Source organism: Bacteroides sp. NGMCC 1.200775, assembly GCF_040798045.1.
Taxonomy (GTDB): domain Bacteria; phylum Bacteroidota; class Bacteroidia; order Bacteroidales; family Bacteroidaceae; genus Bacteroides; species Bacteroides hominis.
In genome coordinates, this window is record NZ_JASCQK010000002.1 from 454,015 (window position 1) to 471,366 (window position 17,352).

12 protein-coding genes are annotated in these 17,352 nt (G+C 42.4%); 1 reads left to right on the plus strand and 11 read right to left on the minus strand.

Going from position 1 to position 17,352, the window contains the following annotated elements:
- Positions 1 to 10: 10 nt before the first annotated feature.
- From QK890_RS08265 to QK890_RS08315, 11 genes are all read right to left on the minus strand, one after another.
- Complete coding sequence (locus tag QK890_RS08265) at positions 11 to 3,424, minus strand: TonB-dependent receptor (RefSeq protein WP_367627299.1); 3,414 nt, start codon at positions 3,422 to 3,424, stop codon at positions 11 to 13.
- A 116-nt stretch (positions 3,425 to 3,540) separates the two neighbouring features.
- A complete protein-coding gene (locus QK890_RS08270; protein ID WP_032536840.1) occupies positions 3,541 to 4,551 on the minus strand; it encodes a FecR family protein in 1,011 nt (336 codons plus the stop codon).
- A 53-nt stretch (positions 4,552 to 4,604) separates the two neighbouring features.
- Positions 4,605 to 5,168: an RNA polymerase sigma-70 factor gene (locus QK890_RS08275; RefSeq protein ID WP_022011483.1), complete on the minus strand. Its 564-nt coding sequence runs from the start codon at positions 5,166 to 5,168 to the stop codon at positions 4,605 to 4,607.
- Between the two features lie 163 nt (positions 5,169 to 5,331).
- Complete coding sequence (locus QK890_RS08280) at positions 5,332 to 6,771, minus strand: ATP-binding protein (protein WP_032531737.1); 1,440 nt, start codon at positions 6,769 to 6,771, stop codon at positions 5,332 to 5,334.
- A 26-nt stretch (positions 6,772 to 6,797) separates the two neighbouring features.
- A complete protein-coding gene (locus QK890_RS08285; protein WP_005778793.1) occupies positions 6,798 to 7,925 on the minus strand; it encodes a sensor protein KdpD in 1,128 nt (375 codons plus the stop codon).
- A 94-nt stretch (positions 7,926 to 8,019) separates the two neighbouring features.
- Positions 8,020 to 8,769, minus strand: coding sequence for a hypothetical protein (locus tag QK890_RS08290; RefSeq protein ID WP_032531773.1), 750 nt, complete (start codon positions 8,767 to 8,769; stop codon positions 8,020 to 8,022).
- Positions 8,770 to 8,771: 2 nt separating this feature from the next.
- Positions 8,772 to 9,353 carry a K(+)-transporting ATPase subunit C gene (locus QK890_RS08295; protein WP_005778797.1) on the minus strand — a complete coding sequence of 194 codons (582 nt, stop codon included), beginning with the start codon at positions 9,351 to 9,353 and terminating at the stop codon, positions 8,772 to 8,774.
- Between the two features lie 11 nt (positions 9,354 to 9,364).
- Complete coding sequence (gene kdpB, locus QK890_RS08300; RefSeq protein WP_032531738.1) at positions 9,365 to 11,413, minus strand: potassium-transporting ATPase subunit KdpB; 2,049 nt, start codon at positions 11,411 to 11,413, stop codon at positions 9,365 to 9,367.
- A 21-nt stretch (positions 11,414 to 11,434) separates the two neighbouring features.
- Positions 11,435 to 13,141 carry a potassium-transporting ATPase subunit KdpA gene (gene kdpA, locus QK890_RS08305; RefSeq protein ID WP_005823051.1) on the minus strand — a complete coding sequence of 569 codons (1,707 nt, stop codon included), beginning with the start codon at positions 13,139 to 13,141 and terminating at the stop codon, positions 11,435 to 11,437.
- 14 nt (positions 13,142 to 13,155) lie between these two features.
- Positions 13,156 to 13,236 (minus strand): K(+)-transporting ATPase subunit F, encoded by an 81-nt coding sequence (kdpF, locus tag QK890_RS08310; RefSeq protein ID WP_080546244.1) that lies wholly within the window; start codon positions 13,234 to 13,236, stop codon positions 13,156 to 13,158.
- Positions 13,237 to 13,583: 347 nt separating this feature from the next.
- Positions 13,584 to 14,933 carry a sigma-54 dependent transcriptional regulator gene (locus QK890_RS08315; RefSeq protein WP_005810686.1) on the minus strand — a complete coding sequence of 450 codons (1,350 nt, stop codon included), beginning with the start codon at positions 14,931 to 14,933 and terminating at the stop codon, positions 13,584 to 13,586.
- A gap of 877 nt (positions 14,934 to 15,810) precedes the next feature.
- Here QK890_RS08315 and QK890_RS08320 point away from each other — a divergent pair.
- Complete coding sequence (locus QK890_RS08320) at positions 15,811 to 17,220, plus strand: aspartate kinase (protein WP_122296989.1); 1,410 nt, start codon at positions 15,811 to 15,813, stop codon at positions 17,218 to 17,220.
- Positions 17,221 to 17,352 lie beyond the last annotated feature (132 nt).

The following is a 17,352-nucleotide window of genomic DNA, read 5'->3' on the forward strand; positions in this document are numbered from 1 at the left end:
TTTTTATTGCTTAGAAAGTAATATCCAGACCAATACTAAAACTGCGCACATTAGGATATGCCCAATAAGAATCATCCGTTTCCACATCCAAACCATCATACGGAGTAATAGTAAACAAGTTGTTTACATCAGCGTAGATACGTACATTGGAAATCAGCTTCTTTGCCGATTTAACAGGCAATGTATATCCCAATGTAATATTACGGCAGCGAATAAACCAGCTCTTTTCCAGAAAATAGTCTCCATATCCATAATTACTCATATATTGAAAATAACCCGGCATCTTACCCGATGTATTATCATGTGACCACACATCTTTAGCCGAAGTCGGCATGTTATAGCCACGATATAAGTTATTCACTCCAGTCATTGTACCTGAACCAACAATCCAATAATCTTTATAAGAACCACTCTTTAATAAATCCAGCTGCCCATAGAAGTAAACATTCAGATCGAAATTCTTATAACGGAAAGTATTATTCAATCCCAACAAATACCCCGGATCACTGCAACCTTTAAATACAGCATCCGCATAATCGATCTTTCCATCCGGCTTTCCAGTCCTCAATGGAATGCCATGTTTATCGGTTTTATAAGTTCCGTCTGCATTGTATGCATATCCATCAATATCTTTTAATTTCACCTGTCCCGGTAGGGCTCCCGGCATCCATGATACTTCCTCTCCCGGCTGAATCAACCCGTCAGACAGATACATATAGTATCCCCTCAACGGAGCATTATACATATCGTATGGGTTCGGGCTCCAGCTCTCGTCACGTTCTTTCCATTTATCACGATAGAATGAGAAGGTGAAATCGGTATTCCAGCTAAAATCTTTTGTATCAAAGTTCTTTGTATTGACTGTCAGTTCAAATCCTTGGCTTTGTGTTTTACCAATATTGGCCGCAATTGAACCTACTTCATTATATGAAAGCACACTGCGGGAACTAAGCAAATCAGAAACTACCTTATGAAAGTATTCTGCCGTTACATTAAAACGGTTGTTTAAGAAGCCCAGATCCAATCCTACATTCCACTCGGTCGTCGTCTCCCATTTTAAATCCGGATTACCGATCTGACTGACATAAACTCCTGTATATTCTTTATTACCGAAAACTTTATTATATCCAGTACCATAATAAGTGACTGATTTATCTCCAATATTCGAGTTACCTGTTTGTCCGTAACTTAACCTTAACTTACCGTTAGATAGCACTTTATCCAAATTCAAAGACCGGGCAAAATTTTCCTCCGTAAATCTCCAACCCAAAGCGACAGAAGGGAAATATCCCCAGCGGTTATTTTTTGCAAAGTTAGAGGCACCATCAGCACGAAGAGTGGCAGTCAGCAAACAACGATCTTTATAGGTATAATTTACACGACCGAAGAAAGAAGCCATTTCGCTTTTAGAAGCGGAAGAACCAACCCATGGTTTCTCATAAGTACCTGCACCCAGATTATTAAACAGAAAAGCATCCGTCAAAAACCCCTGGTTACCGGCATTCAGATATTTGCTGGTGAAACGCTGGAAAGAATACCCGACCAAAGCATTCAAATTATGGTTACCAAAACGCTTTGCATAATTGGCTGTCAGTTCCAGCAAATAATCAGATCTGTCATATTGCCCGATATCTGCACGTCCATCTGCCTTTTCTCCATAAAGAGTTGTTTTGGGCATATAGACTTCACGACGCTGGTAGTTGCGGTCAATGCCGAAGCTCGCTTTTAATGTGAGTTCATTAATAGGTTTAATTTCAACAAACGGAGTAGCCAACAAACGTTCTTTAGTCGTTTGGTCACTAATCTCAAGTAATGAAACAGGGTTTGGAATATAAGCAGCTTGTTGATTCAAACTGTAATCACCATTTTCATCTTTGACCGAAAGTAGAGGACTAAACTGAGCTGCCGACACTAAAATACTGGCATATTCATTTTGCCCCGCTCCCAACGGAACATTGTCCAATGTATTACGGCTCACAGTCAGGTTGATACCGACTTTTGCATATTTACTAAGTTTCTGATCCAAATTAACACGCCCGGTATAACGCGACATACCATTATTCTTCACAATACCCTTCTGATTAAAAAAGTTACCCGAAATCAGATATTTGGTATATTCTGTACCTCCATTGATAGAAATATTATGCTGTGTCTGAAAACCAGTACGCGTAATGTGATCATACCAATCCGTATCGTTCACCGGATTCGCAATCTCCGCATCCGAATATTTTGGACTATATGTACTGGTGACATCCGATTCACTCTCACCGCCATAAATACCAACTTTATTGTCATACATCCATTTTTCCTTGAACCAGCGGTTAGACTGAATCATAAAATCCTGTGCATCCAACATTTCATATTGGGTAGCCATGGTCTGTACAGTAGCCGATCCTGAATAGGTAACTTTGGGTTTCCCCTCTTTTCCCCGTTTAGTCGTAATAATGATAACACCACTGCCTGCGCGCGCACCATAGATGGCAGTAGAACTGGCATCTTTCAATACTTCAATTGATTCTATATCATTGGGATTAATAGAGGCCAATATATTATCAGTTGTACCATTATCGCTGTTATAACCGACACTGACATTTCCCGCATTACTTACAGGAAATCCATCCACAATAATTAACGGATTATTACCTGCACCGGTCGAAGCAGCTCCACGAATACGAAATGTCGTACCCCCACCCGGCTGGGCACTAACTGTGTTTACTTGCAATCCAGCAGCCTTACCAGCCAATGCATGACTTACCGTAGAGATTGTACTTAAGGGAGTATCATCCATCTTCACTGATGCTACAGCTCCGGTCAGGTCCTTTTTCTTCATAGTACCATAACCTACGACAACAACTTCATCTAAAGTTTTAGTATCTTCCTTCAGCGAGATAGTTAATTGATTCCGGTTTTTTACAGCTATATCCTGCTGTACATATCCAATATATGTAACCTGTAATACTGCGTTATCCGGCACTTCTAACTCAAAATCTCCATTGAGATTGGTAATTACTCCTGTTGTCGTACCTTTTACTAATACATTTGCTCCGATAATCGCCTCGCCACTGGCATCTTTTACAACTCCTTTCACTTTCTTTACTTTTGAAGCAGGCTTTTGCTCCACCGGCACAATAACGATGTAGTTGCCGTTTTTTTTGTATGTATAACCCGTATCTTTCAGGATGGTTGCCAATATCTCCAGGACTTCAGTTTCTTTCTGGTTTAACGAAACCTTACGAGAGACGTTCAGGTGTGAATCATTATAAGCGATTTTATACTTCGAAGATGCTTCGATCTTCTCAAACGCTTGTTTCAATGATACTGTTCCATCCCGAAACGTAACTTTCTGGGCATGTACTTGCAGAGAACCCGCCAACATCAAACCAAGGCAAAAGGTTGCCACTCGGATTGATCGATTTTTGTTCATAATATTATTTTTTTTAGTTAAACAATAGCCGTCCTTTGGCGACTTTTACAATAGGACAGTCTGTTATTTAACTACACCCAACGACAAAACGTTAACAAAAGCTAATATTTAAAATCTTATTCGATATAAATATCTTTCCCCTCTATCTGATATTCAAGTCCCGGAATCATTTCTTTGATCAGCATCATTACATTTTCTATCGACTCATTAGGATAAAAATGAATAGTTAGATTATTGGATTGATAAATAGAAGTCTGTAAATGTACCTGAACCGAATAGGCGCGTTCTAAGGTCTGTATCACTTCTTTAAACGGACTACTACTAAAATATAAACCTCCATCTCTCCAATCAGAATAATCAGAAGCTTTTACCCGTTTTCGCTCTATATGTCCGGTAGACGGGATATAAACGATTTGATCATCAGGCTCCAGTAAATAGGATGAATTGGAACGATTCAGCAACATACGAATGGATCCTTCTTCCAAAGTTGTCACGACCTTATCGATATTAGGATAAGCATTTATATTGAACTCCGTACCAAGTACACTGATTGAAATAGAGTTCGTTTTCACAATGAAAGGACATTCTTTATTTTTCGTTACTGAGAAATAACCTTCACCGGCCAGATAAACTTCACGTTCATCTCCAATGAACGAAGATGGATAAACCAACAGAGAACCGGAATTGAGCCAAACTTTCGATTGATCGGGTAAGATAATTTGTTCCCTCTTCCCATTATTAACATAGTATTGGATGAAGGTCACATTACTGAGTTCATTCTTGATAGTAAGAGTTTCTGTATATAAATAAGCAGAACCGAATAAAAGCAATAGAGGGATGATGATAGATGCAGCAACCCAAGTCCACCGGGGAATACGGAAACGCGGAGAGTCCGGTTCCAACTTCACAGAGCTTCCTCCAATCTGTTGTTCCAGCTTCTCAAACGCTCTTAATGTTTCGTGTTCATCCCCTTCCGGGAAACCGATCTGTTCCCAAATACCAGACAAAGCCTCCTCTTTCTCTTGCTTGCTGTTTGTGTCGGTTAATCGTTTATACACTCTCCCCGCCACCTCTTCCGATGCCGGATGATGGAAAAAGTAAGTGATTATATTTTTTAAATAACTCATTCTATTAGTAATTTATAATAGGACGTATAAATCCGAGTTTATCCCTAACCGTATTAACATAAATAGAGAAAAATAAAGAGTAACAAAGCATTTTTCAGTTCTTTCAATGCCAGGTTAAGATGGTTCTCAACTGTTTTTTTACTTATCTGCAACTTTTCCGCTATTTCTGCATTGGTAAGCCCAGCCTCCCGGTTTAACCGGAAAATCGTTTGCCGTTGAGGAGGCATGTTCTCTACCACCATATCAATCAATAATTGCAAATCTTTGGCAACTAACTCTTCGTAAGGTGTAGTATCCGTAGACTCTTCCACTGAATCAGCCCTTTGATCATCCTGACGATTCTGCCTGGAACGCAAATAATTGAAAGTTGTATTTTTAGTCAAAACATACAGATAAGTACCAAAGACTTCCACTTCACGAAATCGTTCCCGATGGGTCCACAGCTTAAGAAAAACCTCTTGTGCCAAATCTTCCGTTTCACTCTCTGATTTAACCAATCCCATAATAAAAGAGCGCACCTTTGGATAATAACGCACAAACAATGTCTTAAACGCTATATGGTTTCCTTGTGAGAATTGGACGACCAGCAATTTTTCATCTGCGATTTCAGAATGCATTATTATACCTCGCTTAAAAGATTAACTTAGACAAGTATCAGATTATATATCAATACGCTGACAAAAATAACAAAAAAAGCTTAATATAAAGATGTTATAAGTTGTTTTTTCCGGAAAATGCCCTACAGAGCCACAAGTTCACCTCTGTCATTTACAATCATCATCAAGCCTTCAGTCTCATCACGAAGCAGCTCCCCTTACCCAATTCGCTCTGCACGGTCAACGTACCTCCATGTGCTTCTACAAAGTCTTTTGAGATAGACAATCCTAAACCACTCCCCTGCACCTTGGTGCCCGGCACACGGAAATAACGATCAAAAATACTTTGGTGATATCGCGGATCAATACCCTTCCCAAAGTCCTGGACATAGAGTTCGATATACTCTTCTTCACGCCGTGCACCAATCACCACCCGTCCATTCTCTTTAGAATAGCGGATTGCATTGCTCAAAAGATTAGTAAGCACCCAAGCTATCTTTTCACTATCCACAAATAACTTAGGTATCTTCTCTTCAGGGTACTCCACTTCTATCTGTATATTGAATTTATCGGCCTGTACCTGATTGGCCTTAATGGCATATTCAATCAGTTCGATAGGTTTTGTAATTTTCGGCATCATCTGAAGTTTACCGGCTTCCACCTGAGTCATATTCAGTAATTCTCCGGTAATATCAAGCAAACGTTGGCTGTTATCCTTTATATTCTTTGACAGCTGTTCTTGTTCTCCATTCAGAACTCCTACCCTCTTGTCCTCCAATAGCTGAAGGCTCATCATAATGGCAGAAATGGGGGTCTTCAGTTCGTGAGAAATAGTGGAAATGAAGGTTGTTTTTGCCGAATCGAGTTCCTTAAATTCTGTGATATTTTTCAGCAAAATGACGTCTCCCAAATTACGGGCTTCTCCTTTTTCTGCCTCTGCATTCTCAATCGGGATATAAGAAGCCTGGAAATAACTTTCTTTATTATCCGCATAGATTTTCAAGGGTTCATTCTTTTCGCCGGGAGTCACCAGTTCACGTATCAGTCTGCGCAGCAGATCATTCTTCAAAGAAAGTTCCTCAGCCGAGTGCCTAATCACATTCTCACGCTTCATATTGAGCACATTCAGTGCTTCATTATTAATAAAAAGAATTTCCCGTTCGGTATTCAGCCCGATAATCGGTTCATGGATACTATTGACTACAGCCTCAAGAAATTTTTTTGCAGAAAGAATATCAGCTAACGTACTATCACGATATTCTGTCAGTTTCTCTGCCATACGATTAAAACTATCGGAAACCTCCCTGAATTCTTCATACCCCTTCATCTCCAATCTCTTTTCATAATTATGATTGGCTATTTCCAGAATTCCACGAGTCAGTTCCTTTACCGGTCTATTAATGGAGCGGGGTAGCCAAATAAGCAGAACCAACCCCGTCAAGATACAAATACCACCCGTTATGGAAATCCATAAAAGAGCACGTTCCAGAGCAGGCATAGCAACCGGACTGTCAGGTTCCGTAGCCGTCAAAATCTGAAGATTAACCACTGAAAGTGTTACCAGTAAAATGATCATTCCGGCCAATATTCCAATGCCGAAAAGTAATTTGGTTTTTATATTCATAATCGATAATGAGACTAAATCATTTTTTATGCAAGTATAATCAAATCTACGTTCGCTTGTGCCAGATTATTTAAAAATCTGCGATATTTCAATATTCCGCACACAGCGCCGGGCAATCGGAGGAAAGGGGATCCCATACAAACAGTGGATATTTGTTTTTCTTTGCAAACCTGTACAATGCTCTGCAATACATCTCTCGACTGTACCTGAACCACTTCTCCCCCCAACTCTGTCACCAGTTTGAAATGATTCAGCAAATGACGCTGACTGGCCAGATCGATACGCTCCATGCTCTCTTTGGGAGTCTGTACATAGAGTGCTACAAACGAGGTGTTGTACCGGGTAGCCAAACGGGCTGCTTTCCGTATAATACGCCGGGGAGCCTTTTCCTGACTACTGATGCAAGCCATAAATTTTTCATGACGAACCCCAAGGCCAATGCTCATCACAACTTCATTTTCCACTTTCTTCTCTACTCGCAATGCGACCTCTTTCAAGGCCAATTCACGGAGTTGCAAAATGTTTTCAGTCTTAAAAAAGTTATTGAGTGCGGTCTGAATCTTCTCCGCTTTATATATCTTCCCCGCTTTAAGCCTGGTAATCAGTTCTTCGGCTGTGAGGTCAATATTCACGACCTCGTCAGCCTCTTGAAGTACGCTATCGGGGATACGTTCCCGAACTTCAATGCCTGCTATATCCTGCACTTCTTCGTTTACACTCTCAATGTGCTGGATATTGACTGCCGAAATCACATTAATGCCTTCATCGAGCAATGTCATCACATCCTGCCAACGTTTCTCATTTAGACTTCCTTCCACATTAGTATGTGCCAGCTCGTCCACTATCACAATTTCGGGATGAATACGGATAATCGCCTCCAAGTCCATCTCCTCAAGCTCTTTCCCTTTATAAAACAGTTTCCTACGCGGAATAACCGGCAAGCCTTCCAATACGGCCTCCGTCCCGGCACGCCCGTGTGTCTCAATATATCCTATCCGGACATCTACTCCACTATCAATCAAATCGTGTGCTTCCTGAAGCATCCGGTAAGACTTGCCTACACCGGCAATCATACCGATGTAAACCTTGAACTTACCACGACGTGATCTCTTTATCAAATCGAGGAAATGCTGTACACTCTCTTCTCTATCCATATTTATTCATTTTTTATACTGCATAACCCGTAACAGTATCACTACTGCTACGGGCCGGCTAACAACTTCATGAGTTTTTAAGTTATATCTGATTTCACGGTTTTAAAGTGATACCAAACACCAAATGTGCATCTTCCATACGAGGATTCCAAACAACCTGTGCAAATATAGGCAAAGCAAACGTATCATTGAATCTGATCCGGGTAGTTCCTTTCAAAGCAACATTGGTCACAGCAAATCCATCACAATTGTACTGAGGAGCCGCATAAGGGACAATACCGCAAGTTGCGTTCAGATCTACCATCTTTACACAGAAAGGATAATTAAACTCGACATAAGACGAGTAATTCTGTTTGCCTTCCGCATTCTTATCTTGTCCGGCAAACATGGTATACCATGCTATAGATAAAGGAAACTTTTCAGACTGGACGGCATAAGTAAGTCCTGCTTCAAAATGGTGAGCGGTTTCATGACTTTTAAAATTAAAGTATTTACGCGCTCCCTGTCCTGCCCACCATAAATCTGCAACTGAAAAAGTCAATCCGGAATTACCTAAAGTATAGGCAGCAGTCAAATCTATCTCTTTGGCAGCAGCTCCGGCCGAAGCGGAAGTCCCGTCAAAATCTGTAGATCCCCATGCCGTCAGCGAAAAGCCTCCGGCACTGAAACCCAGAGTCGGCTGAATACTGACCCCTGTCTGATACATTCCACGCCAAATGTAAGAGCTTACCAGATCGCCCTGAACATTGAACTGTTGAGCATTTGCATTTATGCCTCCCCAAAAACACATAGCCACAAGTGCCAGTGATGTTAAAATCGTGTTTTTATTTATAATATTTCTCATATTCATTTCCTGTTTACTTTTGTCTCTTCAAGAGCTATATTCAATTTTAATACATTTACTTTCTCGGTTCCGAATACCCCTAACAATGGTTTTTCCACTGCCTTATCTACAATCCTTCTGACTTCCTCTACATCCATTCCTCGTGCTTGAGCGACCCTTTTTACCTGCACATAAGCACTCTGAGGAGTGATATCGGGGTCCAGTCCCGAACCACTGGCCGTCACCATTTCGGCAGGCACATCTTTACGGGACAAGTATGGATGGTGAACCAGGAAAGTGTCGATACGGGATTTCACTTCTGCCAGATATTCCGGATTGGTAGGCCCTTTATTACTACCAGATGAACTGGTTGCATCATAACCGTCACCTGCACATGAAGGGCGTCCCCAAAAGTAAATATCCTCCGTAAATTTTTGTCCGACATTGGCGGCACCGACCACTTTACCGTTCAATGTCACCACCTCCGCATTACCCTGATTGGGACCGGCTACCCGAGCAAACAACCATAACACGAGAATATAGAACACTGAGAAGAATACACAAAACACAAGCGTTATCTTGATAGATTTTAATAATGTTTTCATTGTTTGAATATTTAGAAGAATAAACTGACTACCAAATCGATTAACTTGATTCCGACAAAAGGAACTATCACCCCTCCTAACCCATAAATCAGCAGGTTACGACGAAGTAGTGCCGATGCTCCGATCGGTTTATACTGTACTCCTTTCAAAGCCAATGGAATTAAGATCGGAATAATAATAGCATTGAAGATAACAGCCGAAAGGATCGCACTTTCCGGACTGTGCAGATTCATGACATTAAGTGCACCGAGTTCTGGAATAGCCACCATAAACAGGGCAGGCACAATAGCAAAGTATTTGGCCACATCGTTTGCAATAGAGAAAGTTGTTAACGTACCGCGAGTCATCAGCAGTTGCTTTCCGATTTCCACAATCTCTATCAACTTCGTCGGATCGTTATCAAGGTCGACCATATTACCGGCTTCCTTGGCCGCCTGGGTACCACTGTTCATTGCCACACCGACATTAGCCTGTGCCAGCGCAGGAGCATCATTCGTTCCGTCGCCCATCATAGCCACCAACTTACCTGACTGTTGTTCCTTACGGATATATTCCATCTTATCTTCGGGTTTCGCCTCGGCGATGAAATCATCTACTCCTGCCTTCTCTGCAATATATTTAGCGGTCAGGGGATTGTCACCGGTCACCATCACCGTTTTCACTCCCATCTTTCTCAAGCGCTCAAAACGCTCTTGAATTCCCGGTTTGATGATATCCTGCAACTCAATAACCCCTGTTACCTTCTGGTCGACACACACTACCAGCGGTGTACCGCCATTACCCGAAATTTCAGCTATCACTTCTTCTATTTCTTTCGGAAATTTATTTCCTGCAGCCTCCGTTATTTTACGGATTGCATCGAAAGCCCCTTTACGGATTTGTGTACCATCGGACAAATCAACCCCCGAACATTTGGTTTCGGCAGTGAACTGAATCATGCGTGCACCGGTCGTATTAAGACTCCGCATGCGTACCCCCGATTCACGTCCTAACTCTACGATGGACTTACCTTCAGGCGTTTCATCCGAGAGGGAAGCCAGCAGACAGGTCGTAATAAACTCACGCGGACCGACTCCCGGTGCCGAATGGAATTTTGTCGCTCTACGATTACCAATCGTAATGGTACCCGTTTTATCTAACAGCAGAGTATCAATGTCACCTGCCGTCTCAACAGCCTTACCCGATTTCGTAATCACATTGGCACGCAGTGCACGATCCATACCGGCAATACCGATTGCAGAAAGCAGTCCCCCGATAGTAGTCGGAATCAAACAGACAAACAGAGAAAGAATAGCTGCGATCGAGATGGCCGTTCCAGGATGCTCAAGACTGGTATAATCAGCAAACGGAATCAGAGTGACGCAAACGATGACAAACACAAGTGTAAAACCGGCCAACAGAATGGTCAAAGCTATCTCGTTCGGTGTCTTTTGTCGGCTGGCACCTTCTACCAAAGCAATCATTTTGTCGAGAAAACTTTCACCGGGCTGTTGTGTCACCAATACCTTGATGTGATCCGAAAGCACTTTAGTTCCACCGGTCACCGAACTCTTATCTCCACCTGCTTCACGAATCACAGGAGCAGATTCACCGGTAATGGCACTTTCATCAATCGAAGCCAATCCTTCGATAATCTCTCCATCGGCAGGAATCGTATCGCCTGCCTCACACACAAAAATATCTCCCTTTTTCAGCATTGAACTGCTCACCGTCTGAATCTTGTCACCCATCACCAGTCTGGCAGGAGTTTCCTCACGTGTCTTACGCAGGCTATCCGCTTGTGCTTTGCCACGGGCTTCGGCTATCGCTTCGGCAAAATTGGCAAACAACAAAGTGATAAACAAAATCAGGAATACACACAAATTATATCCGAAAGCACCATACTCCGGAGTGAACAGAGAGAACACCGTCACCACCAACATAATAAAGGTAACTATCTCTACTGTAAACATGATCGGATTCTTTACCATCATTCGCGGATTTAACTTCACAAACGATTGCTTGATACTTTCCATTACTTGCTCCTTTTGAAACATAGAAGCTGACATTTTATTTTTCATAACTATATTATCCTGCTATTCTTATAAACTTAAATGTTCGGCAATCGTACTTAATGCATGCACAGGGAAGAAAGACAAGGCTGCAACGATAAAGATAACAGCGAAAGTCATCATGGCAAAAGTCGCAGTATCCGTTTTCAATGTACCGGCACTTTCGGGAATAAACTTTTTCTGTGCCAAAAGTCCCGCAATGGCTACCTGACCGATAATTGGAATAAAACGGCTCAGGATAAGCACAATCCCACATGTCCAGTTCCAAAAGTAAGTATTATCACCCAACCCCTCAAAACCGGAACCATTGTTGGCTGCCGAAGAGGTATATTCATAGAGTTGTTCGCTGAGCCCGTGGAAACCGAGGTTATTCAACCAGCCTCCTTCACTCTCTACAAAATCGGGATGATGTGTATAAACGTAACTTGAAATGGCAGTAAACACAAGGATAACAAACGGATGGAGCAAAGCAACGAGAGTTGCAATCTTCATCTCCCGGGCTTCTACCTTCTTTCCCAGAAACTCAGGTGTACGTCCCACCATCAAGCCACTGATAAACACGGCCATAATAATGAAGGTATAATAATTCATCCATCCGACACCGACACCACCAAACCAAGTGTTAATCTGCATATTCAGCATTTCGACCATTCCACTAAGCGGCATAGTCGAATCGTGCATGCCATTGACTGATCCGTTAGAGGTAACCGTTGTAGTAACACTCCACAATGCTGTGGCTCCGGCCCCAAGCCTTACCTCCTTGCCTTCCATCGCACCATGATCCTGAGCAACTCCCATCTCATCGATACGTGGATTACCTCCCATTTCCTGCTGAACATTAATGAAAACTCCGGCCAGATAAGCAAACAGCATCACTCCAAAGATGCTATATCCTAACTTTCTGCGATTGGTATAGAAGCCCAAAGCCAACGCCATTGCCATCGGAATGATCAAGATTGACCAGCATTCAACCATATTAGTCAGATAAGTAGGGTTCTCCAGCGGATGTGAAGAATTAACCCCGAAATAACCGCCACCATTGGTTCCCAGTTGTTTAATAGGGATAATTGCAGCCGCAGGTCCTTGCGATACCATCTGCTCCTGTCCTTCCAGGGTAGTCACCTTCATCTTACCATCAAATCCCATCGGTGTTCCCTGCAAAATCAGGACGAAACCGACAATCAACGAAAGAGGTAATAAAATACGTGTACAGCTTATTACCAGGAAATGCCAGAAGTTACCTATTGTTCTGGTGGATTTGGCAGCCATACTTTTCATGATACCGGCCATAGCGGCCATCCCTGTAGCAGCAGTGATAAATTGGAACAGCATAATAACGAACAGCTGGGTAAAATAAGTCAATCCGCTCTCACCACTATAATGTTGCAAATTACAGTTTACCATGAAACTGATGCAGGTATTGAATGCTTGATCGGGTGTCTGAGGTCCGTTACCATCGGGATTGAGTGGCAGCCAACCTTGTGATACCAACAATACCATTCCCCATACAAACCAGAAAGCATTCAAAATCAACAAGGCTTTGAGAAACTGTTTCCAATTCATCTCCTCTTGCGGATTTATACCGCATATCTTATAAATCACTCGCTCTACAGGAGCCATAAAGTCCGACCAAGTCTTCTCTCCCTTATAAACCCGGGCTATGTAACGTCCCAACGGATAAGCTAAGACCACCATTAGGACGATTTGCACCGCCACTCCTAAAATTTCTGTATTCATTGCTTTACTTCCAATTAAAACTTCTCAGGCCGAATGAGCACATACGCCAAATAGCCGAAAAGTGTAATACTTATTACAAATAGTGTTGTGTACATAAACTTAATTCTCCTCTCTCTTTAAATTGTTTCAAACCAATCGACACATTTCCAAAACAGCCAGAAGCAGACGATGCCGCTCAACAGGCAGAAAATAAATGAAACTGTTATTCCCATGTTCTTTACCTTTTAATTAGAATGTTTATATTTCTATTTTACCTGAAACAATTAATGCCAAATGTGTGCCAAAAATGAAGAGAGTTAGCATAATCAACTAACATACAGACAGATAAAACAAATAGGGTATCCTCGTCAGTGCAAGGATACCCTATCATTTTGAAAAGGTATGTTTTATTTTGAAAGGGAGAAAAGCATAAACCCGGACAAGCAAGTATATTCCTGTCCGCTCAACTGCCAAGTTTATATTCTTCTATTTTCCGATATAAGGTAGTTAATCCGATTTTCAGCAAACGCGCCGCTTCAGTCTTATTCCCTTTGGTATGCTCCAATACCCTGGCAATATGCCTGCGTTCCATGGCTGAAAGTTCAAAGCTGCCCGGCATTCCTTCATCAGATTTCTCATAATGGCTGTTCTGTATTTCAAGCGGAAGGTCGTCTACATCCAGACAATCACCCTCACAGACAATCAGACTTCGTTCGATGGCATTACGCAATTCGCGGATATTGCCTTTCCACGGTTGTTGACATAAAGCCTCAAGATAAGCAGGCGTAATAGTACCCACCGGATGTGAAAGCTTCTCCGAGAAAGAACGGACAAACGATTCAGCCAGAATCTTAATATCCCCCGTACGTTCACGCAGAGGCGGAAGATGTACCTGAAATACAGAAAGGCGATAGAACAAGTCCTCACGGAAGCGTCCGGCTGCTATCTCAGCAGGTAAATCCCGATTCGTAGCAGCAATGATGCGTACATTGATGCGGGTAGGCTTCGTATCTCCTATCTTGATATATTCACCGGTTTCGAGGATGCGCAATAGTTTGGCCTGCAATTCAAAAGCCATCTCACCAATCTCATCCAAAAAGATTGTTCCATTGTTGGCTTCCTCAAAAAGCCCCTTCTTATCTTTCAACGCACCGGTAAACGAACCCGCCTTATGCCCAAACATTTCACTCTCCAGCAACTCTTTACTGAATGAAGAGCAATTGACCGCTACAAAATTCTGCTGCGACCGCTTGCTGTTATAATGTATCGACTGGGCAAAGACCTCCTTTCCGGTCCCTGTTTCACCTGTCAGCAACACAGGGACATCAGTCACTGATACTTTACGTGCCAGTGACACCGCTTCTTTCAGTGCCTTCGATTCGCCAAGTATAGTGTCAAACGAATACATCAGTCCGACTTTTTTCTCAAGCTTATCCAAACGGATATTCATTCGCACTTTCTCTACAGCACGACTAATGAGAGGAATGATCTTATTATTATCATCTCCTTTTGTAATGTAATCGAAAGCTCCGTTCTTAATGGCCTGCACACCGTCGGGTATGTTACCATGAGCCGTCAGCAGGATGATTTCTACTCCGGGTGCTTTTTTCTTTATTTCCGTCACCAGGTCTACCCCGTTTCCATCCGGAAGAAATACGTCACACAAAGCCACGTCGGGCATTTGAAGTTCCAATTGTCTGAGCGCTGCCTTGCAATCGCCGGCCTGGCACACTTCATAACCTTCAAGTTCCATCATACGGGCCAGCAGACCACGAATCTGAACTTCGTCATCTATAATCAGAATTTTACTCATGTCTGATAAGTTAAAATGTGAACGGTAAAAAACAGGGTGTGCAAATATAATGGTTTTCTACTACAATGCAAATGATCGGACTGTGGAAAAAAACAACCTTCAATGCACGGCTCTTTCATTTAACAACCGTCTTCCTCTCATACAAAAAACGCGTTTCGATCTTCCATCTTCCACCTTTTAGAGTGCATATAGTTGATTGTGAGATGTATAGATTGGTGGAAGATGCGGTTTTTATGCCATTTATCTTCCACCCCTATCTTCCATCTTCCACCCGCTGTTTTAGGGGATATTTCAGCAGTAAAGGTTTGGAAAACAAATGGATATATCCAATTTCTTATCCGTTAATCTCTCTAAAAGCATTTCATTTCACTTACTCTCTTTAGTGCAAATGGTCGGATCTTTATCTCAGCCCGGGCATGCGGGCTCATCGGCCCGGGCATGCGGGCTCATCGGCCCAGGTATGCGGGCTCATCAGCCCGGGTATGCGGGCCGGGATAAAGAGTTGTATGACAATGGTTAATCTACTACACTTCTCCGGTAATAGCCGGCCGGATTCTTTCTTAAAAAAGAAACAACGAAGCGCTGCTTCCGCATCGCTGTGTGCGAATGGAAGGTTTTGTGGGGGGGGGACAAGGGAGGAAGGCGGTTATTAAATGAAAGAGCCGTGCCTTCAATGGCATATACTTTGATCTTTCATTCATGACATAGTCCCTGAAAATTCGTCTAATCTGCCTTACAAATACTACAGCAGCGCTTTCAATGGGCAAGATACAGCCGGAACAGGTACTTATATTCCCTCCCATTTTGATAAAAACAACCTAAAATGGAAAGGGGTAACGAACAAAGAAAATATATCGTATAACTCAAAAACAAAAAAATGAAGATCTACAAATTCGGTAATATTCCCACTGGTTCAATCCGGGGAATGCAGGAAATGCTCCAACTGGTCAACGACAGTACACCCAAAATAATCGTTCTATCTGCCCCTACAGAAACTACGGAGCATCTAACGAAAATAGCAGCACATCTTTTCAGCAGAGATACAGAACGGGCGCATGACGAAATAAGCAAACTGGAATTCAGATTCATTGATTTCGCTAACGAACTATTCAACGACGAGTCGATCAAACAACAAGCTGTTGACTCCATCATCGACCGCTTCCGTACCTTATGGAACTTTACCCGGCAACGTTTTACATCGGTCGATGAAAAAGACATATTGTCGCAAGGAGAATTCATAAGCAGCATGCTGTCAAGCCTTTATTTGAAAGAACGGGGAATCAATAATCTATTGCTTAACAGTCTTGACTTTATGCGATTGACTCCGGAAGGAGAACCTGACTTGGAATACATCAATAAAAAACTGCACACATCCATGGAAGACAACAAACACATCAACGTGTTTCTTACCCAAGGACACCTCTGCCGGAATGCTTATGGCGAAACCTGTTTTCTCAAGCCGGGTGGAGACGATGCTTCTGCCACATTAATCGGAGCCGCCCTACGGACCGAAGAAATACGGCTATGGATAGGTGGTAATGGCATACACAGTTGTGATCCGCATTTCGTGAAACATCCGGCTATGGTTACACAACTCAGTTTCGACGAAGCCGAACGATTCGCCCATTGCGGAGGAACGGGATTCGATCCCTGCTGCATTTTCCCGGCAAGAGAAAGCAATATACCGATACGCCTGTTCTGTTCAATGGATCCCACGGAAAAGGGTACTCTGATTTCACACATACAGAGCGGAGAAAGTATAAAAACCATTACTGCCAGAGACGGTATTTGTTACATCAGATTCCAGTCGAACCGGACATTGCGTCCCTACTTGTTCATCAGCAAGATATTCGATGTTTTTGCAAAATACCACACTCCCCTGTGCCTTTTTACTTCGTCCGGCTCGGATGTATCCGTCGCCATCAACGATAAAGAACATCTACCAAATATCCTGCATGAGCTTTCGCGATACGCAACTACGGTAGTAAAGGACCGTATGTGCATCCTGTCGGTCATTGGAAACATACAATGGCAATATACCGGATTGGAGACCCGAATCCTAAACGCTCTGACAGCCATCCCGATTCGGATGATTTCTTATGGTAGTAATAATAACGACGTTTCTCTTGTTATCAAAGCAGAAAATAAGAAAGAAGCATTGCAACTACTGAACGATACCCTGTTTAAGCCTTCAGCTACAATGGTCTCTCATACATGTGCCCCGACATTAAACCGCAGTAAGTGGAACAACACGGACAAACCATCTTTTCTTCTAAAGAAAAGTTGACTAATATAAGGGATATTGAGAATACGAATATCCTCATATCTGTCAACAGATAATAACGGGATAAAAGAGCCGTCTTTTAAATCAACCATATCTCAGTAAGATAAGAGAGCGGATGCCGGATAATTTCCTGTA

Bases quoted from the DNA above. Each gene is read 5' to 3' on its own strand.
- QK890_RS08280 (WP_032531737.1), bottom strand. From the start codon at position 6,771: ATGAATATAAAAACCAAATTACTTTTCGGCATTGGAATATTGGCCGGA.
- QK890_RS08320 (WP_122296989.1), top strand. From the start codon at position 15,811: ATGAAGATCTACAAATTCGGTAATATTCCCACTGGTTCAATCCGGGGA.
- QK890_RS08295 (WP_005778797.1), bottom strand. From the start codon at position 9,353: ATGAAAACATTATTAAAATCTATCAAGATAACGCTTGTGTTTTGTGTA.
- QK890_RS08265 (WP_367627299.1), bottom strand. From the start codon at position 3,424: ATGAACAAAAATCGATCAATCCGAGTGGCAACCTTTTGCCTTGGTTTG.
- kdpB (WP_032531738.1), bottom strand. From the start codon at position 11,413: ATGAAAAATAAAATGTCAGCTTCTATGTTTCAAAAGGAGCAAGTAATG.
- kdpA (WP_005823051.1), bottom strand. From the start codon at position 13,141: ATGAATACAGAAATTTTAGGAGTGGCGGTGCAAATCGTCCTAATGGTG.
- QK890_RS08290 (WP_032531773.1), bottom strand. From the start codon at position 8,769: ATGAGAAATATTATAAATAAAAACACGATTTTAACATCACTGGCACTT.
- QK890_RS08285 (WP_005778793.1), bottom strand. From the start codon at position 7,925: ATGGATAGAGAAGAGAGTGTACAGCATTTCCTCGATTTGATAAAGAGA.
- QK890_RS08315 (WP_005810686.1), bottom strand. From the start codon at position 14,933: ATGAGTAAAATTCTGATTATAGATGACGAAGTTCAGATTCGTGGTCTG.
- QK890_RS08270 (WP_032536840.1), bottom strand. From the start codon at position 4,551: ATGAGTTATTTAAAAAATATAATCACTTACTTTTTCCATCATCCGGCA.
- kdpF (WP_080546244.1), bottom strand. From the start codon at position 13,236: ATGTACACAACACTATTTGTAATAAGTATTACACTTTTCGGCTATTTG.
- QK890_RS08275 (WP_022011483.1), bottom strand. From the start codon at position 5,168: ATGCATTCTGAAATCGCAGATGAAAAATTGCTGGTCGTCCAATTCTCA.